The following is a 14,518-nucleotide window of genomic DNA, read 5'->3' as shown; positions in this document are numbered from 1 at the left end:
GGACCTTCCTACGGGGTGGTCGAGAACACGAACGAGAACTCGGCCGGTTCCGCCTCCAGGTGGTACTGCGGCAGCGGGCCCGGGCCGCAGGACTGCGAGCCGATGCCGTGCTGCCCGTGGTCGAGGTTGACCCACACCGTGTCGCCGGGCACCAGGTCGGTGCGGTGCCGGGCCGCGTCCAGCTGCTCGCTCGTCCAGCGCCGCGCGGTGAACCAGAACTCCGGGTCGCCCTCGATCCGCAGCCCGCCCAGCTCCACCCAGCGCACGTCGGCACGGGCGCCGTTCTCCTGAGGGCGGACGTACGGCGTCTGCAGTCCGTCCACCGTCGAACGCCAGCGGCCCACCAGGGACGCCGCCCGGGTGTCCGGGTACGCCTCGCCGGGACCGCCGCCGAACCACTCCACGGTGTCGGCCTCCGGCAGCCCGAACCGCACCCCGAGCCGGGGCAGCGGCACCGTCCAGTCGCCCTCGGGCGTCACGGACACCGACAGCCGCAGCCGCTCACCGTCGGACGTCCACCGGTACACCGTCGCCAGACCCACCTCGCGGGCGGCGGGGGCCACCCGGGTGCGCACCGTCAGCGCGTCGTCGCCCGCCTCGACCGACACCAGCCGGTGCCGCATCCGGTGCAGGCCGAGTTCGCGCCACAGCAGCCCGTAGCGGGTGTCCGACTGCCATGCGGCGCCGTCGTCGTTGTCGGTCGTCGCCCGCCACACGTCCAGGCGCGGCGTCGCCCCGACGGTCACCGCGCCGATCGAGAGCAGCGCCCCGGTACGGGCGTCGAACGCGGCCGGGCCGAGGGTGATCCGGTCCCCGTCCGGCACGGGCTTGTCCGTCGCGGGCACGCTCGGCAGCGGCCGCGCCCCGACGGCGAACTGCCCCCAGGCCACGACGTGGTCCTTCGCGGCCCAGGAGGTGTCCTCGGCGAGGAGGGCCCGCACGGTCCACCGGCGTTCGCCGCCCCGGCCGTCCGCGGGCGGCTCGGGCAGCTTGACCTCGGCGCTCTCGCCCGGCGCGAGCGCCGGCACCCCGAGGGAGCCCGACTCGACCGTTTCGCCGTCCACCTGGCAGGACCACTCGAAGGCCAGCGCGGACAGGTCGGCGAAGTCGTGCTTGTTGGTGATCCGCACGGTGCCGTCGGCCCCGTCACCCTCGATGCGGACGGGCTCGATCACCTTCTTGTACTCGATCAGGCCCGGCGACGGCGTCCGGTCGGGGAAGACCAGCCCGTCGCAGACGAAGTTGCCGTCGTGCAGCTCCTCGCCGAAGTCGCCGCCGTAGGCGTAGCCCAGCGTTGGGTGCTCGACGCCGTGGTCGATCCACTCCCAGACGAACCCGCCCTGGAGCCGCCCGTGCCGCTCGAACAGCTCCTGGTAGTCGGCGAGTCCGCCGGGGCCGTTGCCCATGGCGTGCCCGTACTCGCACTGGATGAACGGCAGTTCACGGCGCCTGCGCGTGCCGCCGTCCAGCCGCCGGCCGATCCGGTCGACCTCGTCGTGGAAGGCGTACATCCGCGAGTAGACGTCCGTGTCGCGGCAGTCCCGGTCGCCCTCGTAGTGCACCAGCCGCTCGGGGTCGCGCGCGCGGATCCACTCGGCCATGGCGGTCAGCCCCCGGCCGGTGCCGGCCTCGTTGCCCAGCGACCAGAACACCACCGACGGGTGGTTCTTGTCCCGTTCGACCATCCGCGCGGCCCGGTCCAGCAGGGCCGGGGTCCAGCGGTCGTCGTCGACCGGGTTGTCCCGCCAGTCCTGCTCGGTGAAGCCGTGGGTCTCCAGGTCGCACTCGTCGACGACCCACAGCCCGTACTCGTCGCACAGGTCCAGGAAGGCCGGGTGCGGCGGGTAGTGCGAGGTGCGCACGGCGTTGAGGTTGTGCCGCTTCATCAGCAGCACGTCCTCGCGCATGGTCTCCAGGTCGAGCGCGCGGCCCGTACGCGGGTGCCATTCGTGCCGGTTGACGCCCTTGAAGAGGACCGCCCGGCCGTTGACCTTGATCAGCCCGTCCTCCAGGGCGACCGTGCGGAAGCCGACGCGCAGCGGCACCCGCTCGCCCCCGGTGGCCAGCACACCGTCGTAGAGCCTCGGCGTCTCGGCGGTCCACGGCTCGACCGGGACGGTCACCGCCTCGCCGGTCACGACATCGATGTCCAGGGCCGGGACGGTCACCCGCCCCTCGACGTCGGAGTCGACCCGCAGGGTGCCCTCGCCGGTGGTGTGGTCGTAGGAGGCGTGCACGAAGAAGTCGCCCGCACCGCCCGCCGGGCGGTGCAGCAGTGTCACGTCCCGGAAGATGCCCGGCAGCCACCACTGGTCCTGGTCCTCCAGGTACGACCCGGCCGACCATTGGTGGACGCGGACCGCGAGCACGTTGCGCCCGGGCTTCAGCAGGTGGCCGACCGCGAACTCGTGCGGCAGCCGGGAGCCCTTGAACTCGCCGAGCTCGGTGCCGTTCAGCCAGACGCGGGCGCAGGACTCGACGCCGTCGAAGCGCACCACCGCCCCGCCGTCCGAGGGCCAGTCGGACGGCAGGTCGAAGACGCGCAGGTGGTCCCCGGTCGGGTTCTCCGTCGGCACGTGCGGCGGGTCCACCGGGAACGGGTAGAGGTGGTTGGTGTAGATCGGGGACCCGAACGCCCCGTCGCCCTGGAGGACCCAGTGCCCGGGGACCGTGACCTCGGCCCAGTCCCCGGCGTCGAAGCCCTCCTCGGCGAACGAGTCGTTCTCGGCATCGGCGGTGGCCGACAGCCGGAAGCGCCAGCTGCCGTTCAGCGACAGCGACCGCGCGTCGGAGGAGGCGTACCAGGCACGGGGCGGCAGGGTCCCGCGGCCCGGGGAGACGTCCTCGACGTAGTCAGCGGAGGGGGTCGTGCGGAAAGACATCGGTCTCCTAGCTCAGCCCTTGATGCCGGTCTGCGCGATCCCCTGCACCAGCCAGCGCTGGAGGAAGAGGAAGACGAAGACCAGGGGCAGGATCGAGATGGCCGTGGCCATGAAGATCAGGTGGTAGTTGACGGTCTGGTTCGTCATGTACGACGACAGCGCCACCTGGACGGTCCAGGCACTCGGGTCCTGGCCGATGACCAGGGGCCACAGGAAGGCGTTCCAGCCGTTGATGAAGGTGATCGTGGCGATGGCCGCGAAGAAGTTCAGCGAGTTCGGCACGACGACACGCCAATAGGCGCCCCAGTAGCCGAGCCCGTCCACGCGCGCCGCCTCCTCCAGCTCCTTGGGGAACCCCAGGAAGTACTGCCGGAACAGGAAGCACGTGAAACCACTGAACAGGCCCGGGACGATGAGACCCCGGTAGCTGTCGACCCAGCCGAGCGACGACACCAGGACGAAGCTCGGCACGAACGTGACCGCCGTGGGAACCATCAGGGTGGCCAGGACGGCGTAGAACACCTTGTTCGCGTGCCGGTACGGGATGCGGGCCAGGCCGTACCCGGCGAGCGAGCAGATCAGCAGGATGCCGGCCGTGTGCAGGACGGCGACGACCACGGAGTTCCACAGGGAGCGGGCGAAGTCGACGGTGACGTCGTCGAACGGTTCGGTGATGTTGCCCCACTGGACGGTGGTGGGGAACCACTTCCACTCCTCGCCCGTGATCTCCGGGTCCGTCATGAAGGCGTTGCGGACGATCAGGTAGAAGGGGATCAGGAACAGGACGGCGGCGACGCCGGTCGCGAGGTACAGGCCGGTGTTGCCGATGACCCCGCCGCGCCGGACCCTGCCCGGCTTCGCGGACTTTCCCACCTCGGGTGCTGTGGTGGTCACTTGGACTCCTCACCCCTTCCGAAGCCCATGATCCTGCCCTGGAGCAGGGTGACGACGCAGATGAGCAGGGTCAGGACGACCGCGCCCGCGCTGCCCGCGCCGTAGTTCTGGTTCTCACCGAGGGCCATCTTGTACAGCTCGACCAGCGGGGGCTGGCCCCAGGTGGCCTTGGAGAGCAGGTTGAAGAACTCGTCGAAGGCCTGGTAGGCGGCGATCAGCAGGAGCAGGATCACCGCGGTGGACGTGGCCCGCAGCTGGGGCAGCGTGATGTGCCGGAAGGTCTGCCAGCCGGGCCTGGCGCCGTCGATGGCGGCGGCCTCGTACAGCTCCCGCGGGATGTTCTGCAGCGCCGCGAGGAACAGGATCATGAAGAAGCCCGACTGGAGCCACAGCCGGACGGTCACGATGACCAGCCAGTACCAGGGCGGGTCGGGGCTCGCCAGCCAGGCGATGCCGTCCGCGCCGAACCAGCCGAGGACGGTGTTGGCGAGACCGAAACGGACGCCGTTGAACAGGGACATCTTCCAGATCAGCGAGGCGGCGACATAGCTGACCGCGGTCGGCAGGAAGAACACCGAGCGGAAGAACGCCCGCATGAACCGCAGCCGGTTCACCAGCAGCGCCAGGCCCAGCGAGAGCGCCCAGGTGGCGGGCACGATGAACGCGGCGAACACGGTGAACGTGACGAGCGAGTTGCGGAAGTCCGTGTCGGTGAGGACCTCCTTGTAGTTGGCGAAGCCGACGAACTCGCTCGGTGTGACGGTGAAGCGCGCCTCGAAGAAGCTGAGCCAGACGCTCCAGCCGATCGGCACGAAGACGAAGATCACCAGACCGATCAGGAACGGCCCGGTGAAGAGCCAGAAGTTGAAGGTGCTGCTCGCCCTGAGGCCCCGCCGCGGCCGGCCCGGGGAGACCTTGGCCGGGGCGGGGCGTTCGGCGACCCCGGACGTGGTGGTGGTCGACATGTCGAGATCCGTCCGGCGGCCTAACCGAACAGCTTCTTGAGCTCGGCGCCGACCTTCTTCTCGCACGCGGCGAGCTGGGCCTTCGGATCGCCGTTCCTGCGCACGGAGTTCGCCATGACGTCGTTGAACGCCGCGATCATGGCCTGCGTCCAGCCGATGTTGTCGAAGTGCCCGAACTCGTTGAACAGCTTCACGCCTTCGGCCGGCAGGCCCGACTTCAGCTTGTCGGCGGACCGGGCGAGGGAGGTGCGCGGCGGGATGTGGAAGCCGTAGGAGGTGGCGAAGTCCTCCTGGTACTGCTTCTGGTCGATCCACAGCCACTTGACGTATTCCTTGGCCGCCTCGACGTTCTTGCCCTTGGCGTTGACGAACATCGACCAGCCGCCGTTGTAGACGGACGCCTTGCCGGCCGAACCGACCTTCGGGAAGGGGAAGATGCCGATGTCGTCGCCGAGCGCCTTCTGCATGACCGGCATGGCCCACATGCCGCACCACTGGATCGCCGTCAGGCCTTGGGTGAAGGCCGACGGGTCCCACCAGTCGGCGGGGGCGCCGAGGAGCAGGTCGCCGCTGGTGAACAGGCCCCGCAGCTGCTTGAGGCCTTCGGCGACGGCGTCGGTGTTGAAGGCGGGCTCGTTGCCGGCGGTGAGGGTGTCGGCACCGGCCGACCAGATCAGGTTGTGCTGGACCGGGGTGAGGTCGTTGCCGAGGTAGGCGCCCTTGACCTTGCTCGTCCGGAGCCTGGCGGCTGCCTCGATCAGCTCCTCCAGCGTCGCCGGCACCTCGACGCCGGCCTTCTCGAACATCGACGGGCGGTAGAAGAAGAACTGCGGGTCGTCGATCATCCGGACGCCGTATGTCTTCCCGTCGACCGTGTGGGACCTGATGTCGGCCTGGTTGAAGTCGTCCTTGACCGGCTCGATGATGTCCGTCAGGTCGGCCACCTGACCGCTTCTGACGAGCTGGATCTGCGGGTGGAACTCGAAGACGTCGGGCGCGTTGTCGGTGAGCAGCGCGGCGAACAGCTTCTGCTCGAAGTTGTTGCCCGTGATCCACCGCGTGGTGACGTCGGCCTCCTCGTAGGCCTTGGCGTAGCGCTTGACGGCCTGCTCGACGCCGGCTTCGCCGTACGCGTGGAAGTACTGGACCAGGTTCTTGCCCGAACCCGACCCGCCGCCCCGGCCGGTGTTGCTTCCGCAGGCGGCCAGTCCGCCGGCGGCGGCCAGGCCCATCGCGGCCCGCAGTACGGTTCGGCGGTCCCAGTTGCTGCTGCTCGATGCCGACATGCTGACGTCCTTGTCTCGAGTACGGCTGCGGCTCTTCGGCTCACGGCCCTGATGGCGCGGGCCCGGTGAATCACGCCGGGCCCGGTGGCTCACGCCGGACGGCTCGAAGAGGGGTGCGGTGCGGGACGCTAGAGCTTCGGCTAAGGCTTCGGCAAGGGGTTGGACGAAGTCGGTGCGAAGCGTTGTCCCCGGTTCGCGATTTCGAACGCCCGGAGCGCGCGGAGGGGATGCCTCCGCCGTTACGAGGGCGGGGCGGCGGCGCGGCTGCGCACGGCGGCGCGCGTGCCGTTCTTCTGCCCGACCGTCTGCAGCGCGCCCTCCAGGGCGAAGGTCGCCGCACCCAGGCACACCGAGTCGGTGTCGATGGGCGACAGCACGATCTCGGTGGCGGCCAGCGGCCGGGGCAGCGCGTGCCGGGTCACGGCCTCGCGCACCTCACGCAGCAGCGGCTCGCCCAGGGTGCGGGCGACCCAGCTGCTCAGCACGACGATCTCGGGGTTGAACAGGTTGACCAGGTCGGCGACGCCGGCGCCCAGATAGCGGGCGGTCTCATGCACGGCCCGGCGCGCCACCGGGTCGCCCGCGACCACGCCGCGGGCGAGCGCGTCGATCGTCGCGGTCTGGTCGTCGGGGTGCAGCAGCGCGCTGTCGGGGCCGATCTCGCGCAGGTTCAGCATGATGCCGCGCGCGCCGACATAGGCCTCCACGCAACCGTGGTTGCCGCACCGGCACAGCCGTCCGTCCAGCACCATCGTGGTGTGGCCCCACTCGCCGGCGCTGTTGCTCACGCCGCGGTGCAGCCCGCCGCCCAGGACGAGTCCGGCGCCCACGCCCGTGCCCAGGTTGACCACCACGGCGGTGCCGCGCCCGCGCGCGGCACCGAACCACAGCTCGGCCACCGCGCTGGCGCGCAGCGGGTTGTCCAGGTACAGCGGGTAGGCGATGTGCTCCGTGAGCAGGTCGAGCAGCGGCACGTCGTGCCAGTCCCAGTTGGGCGCGTACTCCGCGATGCCGGTGGCCCGGTCCACCTGCCCCGGCACGCTGACCCCGACCCCGAGCACCCGGGCGCCCTCGATGCCCGCCTGGGCGACCACCGAGCCGACGGCGGTCGCCACGTGGCCGACCACCTGCTCGGGCAGGCTCTCGCCGGGCCGGACGTCCTCCTCGGCCCGGGCCAGGACGTTCAGCCCGAGGTCGAACAGCTCGACGTGGACGTACGTCTCGGCGATGTCCACGCCGATCAGCGCGCCGCCCGAGGAGTTGACCGCGACCAGGCCCCGGGGGCGGCCGCCGGCCGAGTCCTCGAAGCCGACCTCGGTGATCATGCGCAGGTCGAGCAGCTCGCCGACGAGGGTGGCGACGGTCGCCAGACTGAGGCCGGTGGCCGCCGCGAGCTCCTGCCGGGAGGTGGGGGACGCCGCGATGATCTGGCGCAGCACCTCGTAGCGGTTCGCGGTGCGGATGTCGCGTGATGTGCGCTTCACCGGGTGCCCATCCCTTCCCAGACCGGCTCGGGCCGGGTCGACGTCGGCACCGGCGCGGCGCAAGGCTATGGTCTGCCGCCACCTTTCGACAAGGGGTTTGGAAAGGGGCTTTATAAAGTGCGCCGCGGTGGCCAACGGCCGCAGGTCGGGACGTGGCTCGCCCATGATGCCTCAGTGCGAGGGCGGTGCGCCGCCGGGGGCCCCGGGGGTGAGGGGCGGGGTGTTCCGGGCGGGCCGGGACCGGTCCTGACGTGAGGGGGGCGGAGATCCGTCAGGATGCCGCGGGCCAGCTCGATCGTGCGGCGGCGGTCGAGGTCAGGGACGCCGCAGCTCCCGGCAGCGGGTCCGCCGGCCGGCCGGGTCGGTGCAGCGTGTCCTCGAACAGCTTTCTCGTGTCCGTCAGGTCGAGCAGGCGTCCCACTGCCGCCCCGCAGGAGCGGACGGTGACCGTCCTGCCCTGGTCCAGGGCGCGCGTCCGCAGGTCGAGCAGCACGCCGAGCCCCGAGCAGTCGCAGAAGCCGACCGCGTCCAGGCGCAGATCGACGCCGCTGCCCGACAGAGCGAGGGCGTCGTGGAGTTCGGGCAGGAGTCGCCGGCTGCCCAGATCCAGCTCGCCCCGCACGGTCACGTTCATCCGGTCACCGGCCGGCGTGACGTCCAGGGTCGCCCTGCACGGCGGCAGCGCCGTGGACGCAGGCTCCGGCATGGCTGTCGCTCCCTCTTCCGTTCGCCCTGCCTTCGTTTCCAGCCTTGCCCCACTACCCCAGACACGTCAAGGGATACATGAAATGCAGTACGTGTTTTTGGGTGCGCGAATGTTCGGTCAGTAAAGTGGGGGCCATGGATGGAGTGCCCGAGCCACACACCGGATGGACGTTCCTCACGAACCACGCCCGGGTGCTGGCGGCGATCGCCGACAACCACAGCGCCCGCATCAGGGACATCGCGGCCCACTGCCGGCTCACCGAACGCGCTGTCCAGAAGATCATCTCCGACCTGGAGCAGGACGGATACCTCTCCCACACCCGGGAGGGCCGGACGAACACGTACCGGATCGACCCGGGCAAGGTGCTGAGGCACCCCGCCGAGGCCGGCCTGACCGTCGCCTCCCTGCTCTCGCTGCTGCTCCGGGACGAGGCGGACCGCGTCGTGCCCCCGGGCGCGCCCAGCCGGCCGCACGCCACGGCCTGACCACGGGCGCGGCGGGCCGGGCGGCCCGCCGTACGGGGCCGGCCCGCCGGCACGTGTCCCTTCGGCATGCCCTGGACCCGGGCGTGCCCTACGCCCCCGCCAGCACGTCCCGCACGAAGGGGTTGGCGAACGTGCCCCGCGGGTCCAGCTCCCGGGCCAGGGAGCGGAAGTCGGCCAGCCTCGGGTACAGCCCGGACAGCTCCGCCGCGGGCAGCGTGAACACCTTGCCCCAGTGCGGCCGCGCGCCGAACGGGGCCAGCGCCTCCTCCACCCGCCGCACCACCGGCAGCACCGCCCGGGTGTCCGCCACCCACGTGAAGTGCGCCGCCACGGTGTCCCGCCCGTAGGACGGACTCAGCCACTGGTCGTCCCCGGCGACGGTGCGCACCTCGCAGGTCTGCAGGACGGGGGCGACGGTCGCCCGGATCGCGTCCAGCGCGTGCAGCATCTCCACGGCGTGCCCGCGCGGCATTAGGTACTCCGACTGCAACTCCTCCCCGCTGCTCGGCACGAACTCCGCCCGGAAGTGCGGCAGCCGCTCGTGCCACGGCCCCGGCACGCCGAACTGCTCGGTGCAGTTGACCGCCGGCATGCCCGGCACCGGGTGCAGCTTCTCGGTGGCCGGGGCGGCCCACGGGAACGCGGGCAGCGGCTGGTCGGTGCGCCGCTTGAGCCACACCTGCCGGAAGCCCGGCGCCCGCCAGTCGGTGAACAGGCTGACGCTGTACGCCGCCGCCATGACCGTCTCGAACACCCCGGAGTCGAGCCCCTCCAGCGGCAGTTCGGTGAACAGGTGCTGCTCCACCTCGTAGGCCGGCTCCAGGTCGAGGGTGAGCGCGGTGACCACGCCCAGCGCGCCCAGCGAGGTCACGGCCCCGCCGAAGCGCTCCTCGTCCCGGCCGACGCGCACCGTCGAACCGTCCGCCGTGACCAGCTCCACCTCGCGGACGGGCGCCGAGAGCGGGCCGTTGAGCACCCCGGAGCCGTGGGTGCCGGTCGCGACCGACCCGGCCACCGAGATGTGCGGCAGGGACGCCATGTTGGGCAGTGCGAGCCCGTGCGCGTGCACCCGCCGGGCCAGTTCCGCGTAGCGCACGCCGCCGCCGACCCGGACCGTGCGGGCCGCGGTGTCGACCTCCACCTGCGGGGGCAGGTCCGCCAGCGACAGCAGGACGCCCTCGGGGCCCGGCTCGGCTATCGCGTTGAACGAGTGCCCGCTGCCCAGCACCCGCACCCGGTCACCGCCCGCGACGAGCGCCCGCAGGGCGTCGAGCGAGGCCGGCCGGTGCAGTTCCTTCGCCGCGTAGGTGATGTTGCCGGCCCAGTTGGTCACGGTCCCGTTCATCGCGTCGTCCTTCCCCGAGGCAGCCGGGGGCCGGGAAAGCCCCTTCCGGAACCTACATCGGCCGCTGTCCATTGCCGTCGCCGCCCGGGACGGCCTACCGTGAAGGCTCCGTAGAGAGCGATTTCTGCCGCGGTGCCGGAGCCGTACCGGACCGTGCCGGAGCCGTACCGGACCCGTGCGGAGCCGCTGCTCCGCCGGCCGACGCGTGGGAAGGTCACCTCCTTGAGCCAGCGCCCCCAGGCCCTGTTCGCCATGGCCGCCGAGCACGTGCCGCAGGTCTTCCCGCCCGAGGTGCTGGCCCGGCTGCGGACGTCGGTGGACCTCGACGCCGGTCTCGTGGCGGAGGACTTCGGCGACCCGGCCGTCCTCGACGCCCTCGCCCGGACCGAGATCCTGGTGACCGGCTGGGGCTGCCCCCGGCTGGACGAGGCGGTCCTGGACGCCGCTCCCCGGCTGCGCGCGGTACTGCACTCGGCCGGATCGGTGAAGCCGTTCGTCACGCCCGCGGTCTGGCGGCGCGGCATCGCCGTCTCCTCGGCGGCCGCCGCCAACGCGCTGCCGGTCGCCGAGTACACCCTCGCCATGATCCTGCTCGCCGGGAAGGGCGTCCTCGCCGCCCGCGAGCGGCTGCGCGCCACCCGGGTCTCCGCCGGCTGGGGCGTCGCCCCCGGCATCGGCAACCACGGCCGCCGCGTCGGGGTGATCGGCGCCTCCCGCATCGGCCGCCGGGTCCTCGAACTGCTCCGCCCCTTCGACCTGCGCCCGGTCCTCACCGACCCCTACGTCGACGAGCAGGGCGCCGCCGCCCTCGGCGTCCCCCTGCTGCCGCTCGACGAGCTCCTGCGCACCTGCGGCATCGTCACCGTCCACGCCCCCGAGACGCCCGAGACCCGCCACCTGATCGGCCGCCGCGAACTGGCCCTCATGCCCGACGGGGCCACGCTCATCAACACCGCCCGGGGCTCGCTGGTCGACCACGACGCCCTGGTGGCGCAGGTGCGCACCGGACGCCTGACGGCCGTCCTCGACGTCACCGACCCCGAACCGCTCCCGCCCGACTCGCCCCTGTACGACCTGCCCGGGGCGTTCGTCACCCCGCACCTCGCGGGTTCCCAGGGCAACGAGCTGGCCCGGCTGGGCCTGGCCGTGGCCGAGGAGGCCGAACGGCTGCGGGCGGGGAAGGACCTGGCCCACGCCGTCGATCCCGCGGCCCTGGACCGCGTGGCCTGACGGCGGCCGCCACGGGCTCCGAAAAGCGGCAAGAACCTCATAGGTGCTCACCGAGGGGGACCCGGTACCGCGCACCCGCACCCATGGGCATACCGTGAGGAGTCGTACGTCCGAGCCGGGAGGAGACACGGAATGGGCAGCGGCAGCCGTACCGCACTGGTCGAGGATCTGATGGAGCGGTTCCCGCACGTCCCGCGGGAAGCCGTCTTCAAGGAGGACCTGCTCCGGGGCGGTGTGGCCTTCGACCCGTCGGCGCTCAGTGACAACGAGGGCGGCGAGGTCAAGCCGAAGTCGTACTTCATCTTCTCCTTCGACCACGGCACCCTGCCCGAGCTGGGCGAGGCCGCGCTGCGCCGCCCGCCCGAGGAGATCATCCTCACCGGCGGCCCCTACGACCTGCGCCGCACGGTCGTCTCGGTCCGGGTGAATCCCGCCTCGCCCTACCGCGTCGCCGCGAACGAGGACGGCGTGCTCGGCCTCTACCTCGACGGCCGGCGGATCTCCGACGTCGGCGTGCCGCCGATGCCCGAGTACTACCGGCACACCCTGTCCAACGGGAAGTCGGTCATGGAGGTCGCCCCGACCATCCAGTGGGGCTACCTGATCTACCTGACCGTCTTCCGGGTCTGCCAGTACTTCGGCGCCAAGGAGGAGTGCCAGTACTGCGACATCAACCACAACTGGCGCCAGCACAAGGCCGCGGGCCGCCCCTACACGGGCGTGAAGGACGTCGAGGAGGTCCTCGAGGCCCTGGAGATCATCGACCGCTACGACACGGCGAAGACCTCCACCGCCTACACCCTCACCGGCGGCGCCATCACCAAGACGGTCTCCGGCCGCGACGAGGCCGACTTCTACGGCCACTACGCCAAGTCCATCGAGGAGCGCTTCCCCGGCCGCTGGATCGGCAAGGTGGTCGCCCAGGCCCTGCCGCGCGACGACGTCCAGCGGTTCAAGGACTACGGCGTGCAGATCTACCACCCCAACTACGAGGTGTGGGACGAGTACCTGTTCAAGATGTACTGCCCCGGCAAGGAGCGGTACGTCGGCCGCGACGAGTGGCACAAGCGCATCCTGGACTCGGCGGAGGTCTTCGGCGCGCGCAACGTCATCCCCAACTTCGTCGCCGGCGTGGAGATGGCCGAGCCCTTCGGCTTCAAGACGGTCGACGAGGCCATCGCCTCCACCACCGAGGGCCTGCGTTTCTTCATGTCCCACGGCATCACGCCCCGCTTCACCACCTGGTGCCCGGAGCCCACCACCCCGCTCGGCAAGGCCAACCCGCAGGGCGCGCCCCTGGAGTACCACATCCGCCTGCTCCAGGCGTACCGGCAGACCATGGAGGACTTCGGCCTCTCGTCGCCCCCCGGCTACGGCCCGCCCGGCGCCGGCAACGCGGTCTTCTCGGTCAGCTCCTTCATGGACAGCCTGCCCGCGGACGAACCCGTCGAGGTCTGACACCCCGCCGTTCGAGACGGAACGGCGTGCCGTACGTACCAGGTCCCGGAGCGCCGCTCCGGGATCTGAAGACGCGGCTTGTCAGTTGTGTCGGAAGCGTGAAAAACTCCTCCCCGCCCCGAGGTTCCCCCCAACTCCGATGCCGACATGGTGAGTTGACCTCGCTTGCGGATGCAGGAGACTCATGCCCGACCTGCCGACCCCTCAGGACGCCTCCGAGGCCGCGCTGTTCTCCGAGTGCTGGGACGCGGTGCTCGCCTACGCCGACCTGTGCACGTCCGGTTCCACGGCCGCGGCGCAGCTCGGCCGCGAGGCGTTCGCGCACGGCATACGCGAGGCCCGCGCGGCCGAGGCCGGCCCGGTCCGCGGCACCGGCCGCCGCCCCGCCCGGCTGCCCCGCATACCCCTGCTGCTGACCTCCGTACGCACCACGGCGGCGGCCTGGGAGGAGGACGGGCAGGGCCACAAGCTCGACCCCGATCTGCGGCTGTGGCTCAACTCCGACAAGGCCGCCCGCTACACCGGGCCGCCCCTGCGCCGCCCGCTCGCGCTGCGCGGCCTGCGCGACCTGCAGCACGCGGACGCCGAACTGCTGTGGCTGGCCGAGGTGGAGGCGCTGCCGCTGTCCGTCGTCGCCCGGCGCCTGGGCCTCGACCCGGCCACCGCCGCCGAGGAACTCCAGCAGGTGCGCACCCTGTTCCGGGACCGCTGCCACCGCAACCACCTCGACACCCCGATGGACGCCGGGTGCCGCAGTTACGCCCGGCTGCTGGACGCCGTCACCCGCTCCCCGGCCGCCGACACCCCCGGCGACCTGTCCCGGCACCTGGCCACCTGCGTGGAGTGCGCCGAGGCCGCCGCCTGCCTGCGCCTGCACGGCGGAGGACTGCCGGGGGCGCTGGCCGGCGGGGTGATCGGCTGGGGCGGGCTCGCCTATCTGGAGCGCCGCCGCCGCGCCGCCGAGGTGCGGCTCGGCCCCGGCCGCACCGGCCCGGCGGACCGGACGGCCGAGGAGGACGGCACACCGAAGGCGCGCGTCGCACGCAACGGCCTCCTCGTCGCCGCCGTCCTCGTCTCCGCCCTGGCGCTCGGCGTCTCCCTGATGCCCTTCGGCGGCTCCGGCGACGACCTCGGGGCGCGCGACGACGCGGGCCGCCAGCCCGTGGCCGACCCCGGCCCGTCCCTGCCCTCCGCCCCCGCACTGCCGCCCGCCACTTCGAAACCGGCCGGCCGCGCCGGCGCGGACACCGACGAGCCGGGCCGGCCCCGCTCGTCGGAGAGCGGCGACCGCCACACCGAACCGCAGGGCACCGCCTCGCCCACCGAGCGGACCGCACCCGCCGAGCGCGACAAGCCCACCTGCCGGGTCGAGTACGACCTGGTCAACCAGTGGCCCGACGGCTTCCAGGCCACCGTCAGCGTCACCAGCACCGCCGCCCTCGACTCCTGGCGCGTGTCCTGGTCCTTCCGCGACGGCCAGCAGGTCGGCCAGATGTGGGACGCCTCCGTCTCCCAGGACGGCTCCCGCGTCACCGCCACCGCCGCCGACTACAACAAGTCCGTGCCCGCGGGCGGCGACCTGGCCTTCGGCTTCCTCGCCTCCTGGCGCGGCAAGAACTCCCCGCCGTACGACTTCACGCTGAACGGCCGGGCCTGCGCGAAAAGCGGTTGACGCGCCCGGGCCGAGACGGGATACGGTGACGCCGGTCGCTGCCACAGGAGCACGACCGGTCGAGGAACGAGGAGGTGTTGACCGATGGCTGTCCCTGCGACGAGCGCTGCC

General features: G+C 71.9%; 11 protein-coding genes. 4 read left to right on the top strand and 7 right to left on the bottom strand.

Annotated features, from left to right (window positions below):
* Positions 1 to 8 precede the first annotated feature (8 nt).
* The 6 genes from ACIGAN_RS01895 to ACIGAN_RS01870 all read right to left on the bottom strand — a co-directional run bounded on the left by ACIGAN_RS01895 (position 9) and on the right by ACIGAN_RS01870 (position 8,217).
* A complete protein-coding gene (locus ACIGAN_RS01895) occupies positions 9 to 2,882 on the bottom strand; it encodes a glycoside hydrolase family 2 TIM barrel-domain containing protein (RefSeq protein WP_399854447.1) in 2,874 nt (957 codons plus the stop codon).
* Between the two features lie 12 nt (positions 2,883 to 2,894).
* Entirely contained in the window at positions 2,895 to 3,776 is an 882-nt protein-coding gene (locus ACIGAN_RS01890) for a carbohydrate ABC transporter permease (RefSeq protein WP_399854446.1), read from the bottom strand.
* Entirely contained in the window at positions 3,773 to 4,741 is a 969-nt protein-coding gene (locus ACIGAN_RS01885; protein ID WP_365088110.1) for a carbohydrate ABC transporter permease, read from the bottom strand. The genes ACIGAN_RS01890 and ACIGAN_RS01885 overlap by 4 nt, the downstream gene beginning before the upstream one ends.
* Positions 4,742 to 4,761: 20 nt before the next feature.
* Positions 4,762 to 6,027 (bottom strand): ABC transporter substrate-binding protein, encoded by a 1,266-nt coding sequence (locus ACIGAN_RS01880; RefSeq protein ID WP_399854445.1) that lies wholly within the window; start codon positions 6,025 to 6,027, stop codon positions 4,762 to 4,764.
* A 239-nt stretch (positions 6,028 to 6,266) separates the two neighbouring features.
* Positions 6,267 to 7,511, bottom strand: coding sequence for an ROK family transcriptional regulator (locus ACIGAN_RS01875; RefSeq protein WP_365738379.1), 1,245 nt, complete (start codon positions 7,509 to 7,511; stop codon positions 6,267 to 6,269).
* Positions 7,512 to 7,782: 271 nt separating this feature from the next.
* Complete coding sequence (locus ACIGAN_RS01870) at positions 7,783 to 8,217, bottom strand: STAS domain-containing protein (RefSeq protein WP_399854444.1); 435 nt, start codon at positions 8,215 to 8,217, stop codon at positions 7,783 to 7,785.
* Positions 8,218 to 8,351: 134 nt separating this feature from the next.
* On the opposite strand from ACIGAN_RS01870, the gene ACIGAN_RS01865 reads away from it, so the two are divergent.
* Positions 8,352 to 8,702, top strand: coding sequence for a helix-turn-helix transcriptional regulator (locus ACIGAN_RS01865; protein ID WP_365088106.1), 351 nt, complete (start codon positions 8,352 to 8,354; stop codon positions 8,700 to 8,702).
* A gap of 88 nt (positions 8,703 to 8,790) precedes the next feature.
* Here the strand turns inward: ACIGAN_RS01865 and ACIGAN_RS01860 are convergent, their stop codons facing one another.
* A complete protein-coding gene (locus tag ACIGAN_RS01860; RefSeq protein ID WP_399854443.1) occupies positions 8,791 to 10,047 on the bottom strand; it encodes a D-arabinono-1,4-lactone oxidase in 1,257 nt (418 codons plus the stop codon).
* 222 nt (positions 10,048 to 10,269) lie between these two features.
* On the opposite strand from ACIGAN_RS01860, the gene ACIGAN_RS01855 reads away from it, so the two are divergent.
* The 3 genes from ACIGAN_RS01855 to ACIGAN_RS01845 all read left to right on the top strand — a co-directional run bounded on the left by ACIGAN_RS01855 (position 10,270) and on the right by ACIGAN_RS01845 (position 14,407).
* A complete protein-coding gene (locus ACIGAN_RS01855; RefSeq protein ID WP_399854442.1) occupies positions 10,270 to 11,277 on the top strand; it encodes a hydroxyacid dehydrogenase in 1,008 nt (335 codons plus the stop codon).
* Between the two features lie 132 nt (positions 11,278 to 11,409).
* Positions 11,410 to 12,735, top strand: coding sequence for a radical SAM protein (locus tag ACIGAN_RS01850; protein ID WP_399854441.1), 1,326 nt, complete (start codon positions 11,410 to 11,412; stop codon positions 12,733 to 12,735).
* Between the two features lie 184 nt (positions 12,736 to 12,919).
* Positions 12,920 to 14,407 (top strand): cellulose binding domain-containing protein, encoded by a 1,488-nt coding sequence (locus ACIGAN_RS01845; RefSeq protein ID WP_399854440.1) that lies wholly within the window; start codon positions 12,920 to 12,922, stop codon positions 14,405 to 14,407.
* The last annotated feature ends 111 nt before the right edge of the window (positions 14,408 to 14,518 follow it).

This window comes from Streptomyces sp. NPDC085931 (genome assembly GCF_044540565.1).
Lineage (GTDB): Bacteria > Actinomycetota > Actinomycetes > Streptomycetales > Streptomycetaceae > Streptomyces.
This window is presented reverse-complemented; position numbering and strand designations above follow the sequence as displayed.

What these genes read in the sequence shown, in the direction of transcription:
- ACIGAN_RS01895 (WP_399854447.1), bottom strand. Translation starts at nt 2,882, where the DNA reads ATGTCTTTCCGCACGACCCCCTCCGCTGACTACGTCGAGGACGTCTCC.
- ACIGAN_RS01885 (WP_365088110.1), bottom strand. Translation starts at nt 4,741, where the DNA reads ATGTCGACCACCACCACGTCCGGGGTCGCCGAACGCCCCGCCCCGGCC.
- ACIGAN_RS01880 (WP_399854445.1), bottom strand. Translation starts at nt 6,027, where the DNA reads ATGTCGGCATCGAGCAGCAGCAACTGGGACCGCCGAACCGTACTGCGG.
- ACIGAN_RS01870 (WP_399854444.1), bottom strand. Translation starts at nt 8,217, where the DNA reads ATGCCGGAGCCTGCGTCCACGGCGCTGCCGCCGTGCAGGGCGACCCTG.
- ACIGAN_RS01865 (WP_365088106.1), top strand. Translation starts at nt 8,352, where the DNA reads ATGGATGGAGTGCCCGAGCCACACACCGGATGGACGTTCCTCACGAAC.
- ACIGAN_RS01860 (WP_399854443.1), bottom strand. Translation starts at nt 10,047, where the DNA reads ATGAACGGGACCGTGACCAACTGGGCCGGCAACATCACCTACGCGGCG.
- ACIGAN_RS01850 (WP_399854441.1), top strand. Translation starts at nt 11,410, where the DNA reads ATGGGCAGCGGCAGCCGTACCGCACTGGTCGAGGATCTGATGGAGCGG.
- ACIGAN_RS01845 (WP_399854440.1), top strand. Translation starts at nt 12,920, where the DNA reads ATGCCCGACCTGCCGACCCCTCAGGACGCCTCCGAGGCCGCGCTGTTC.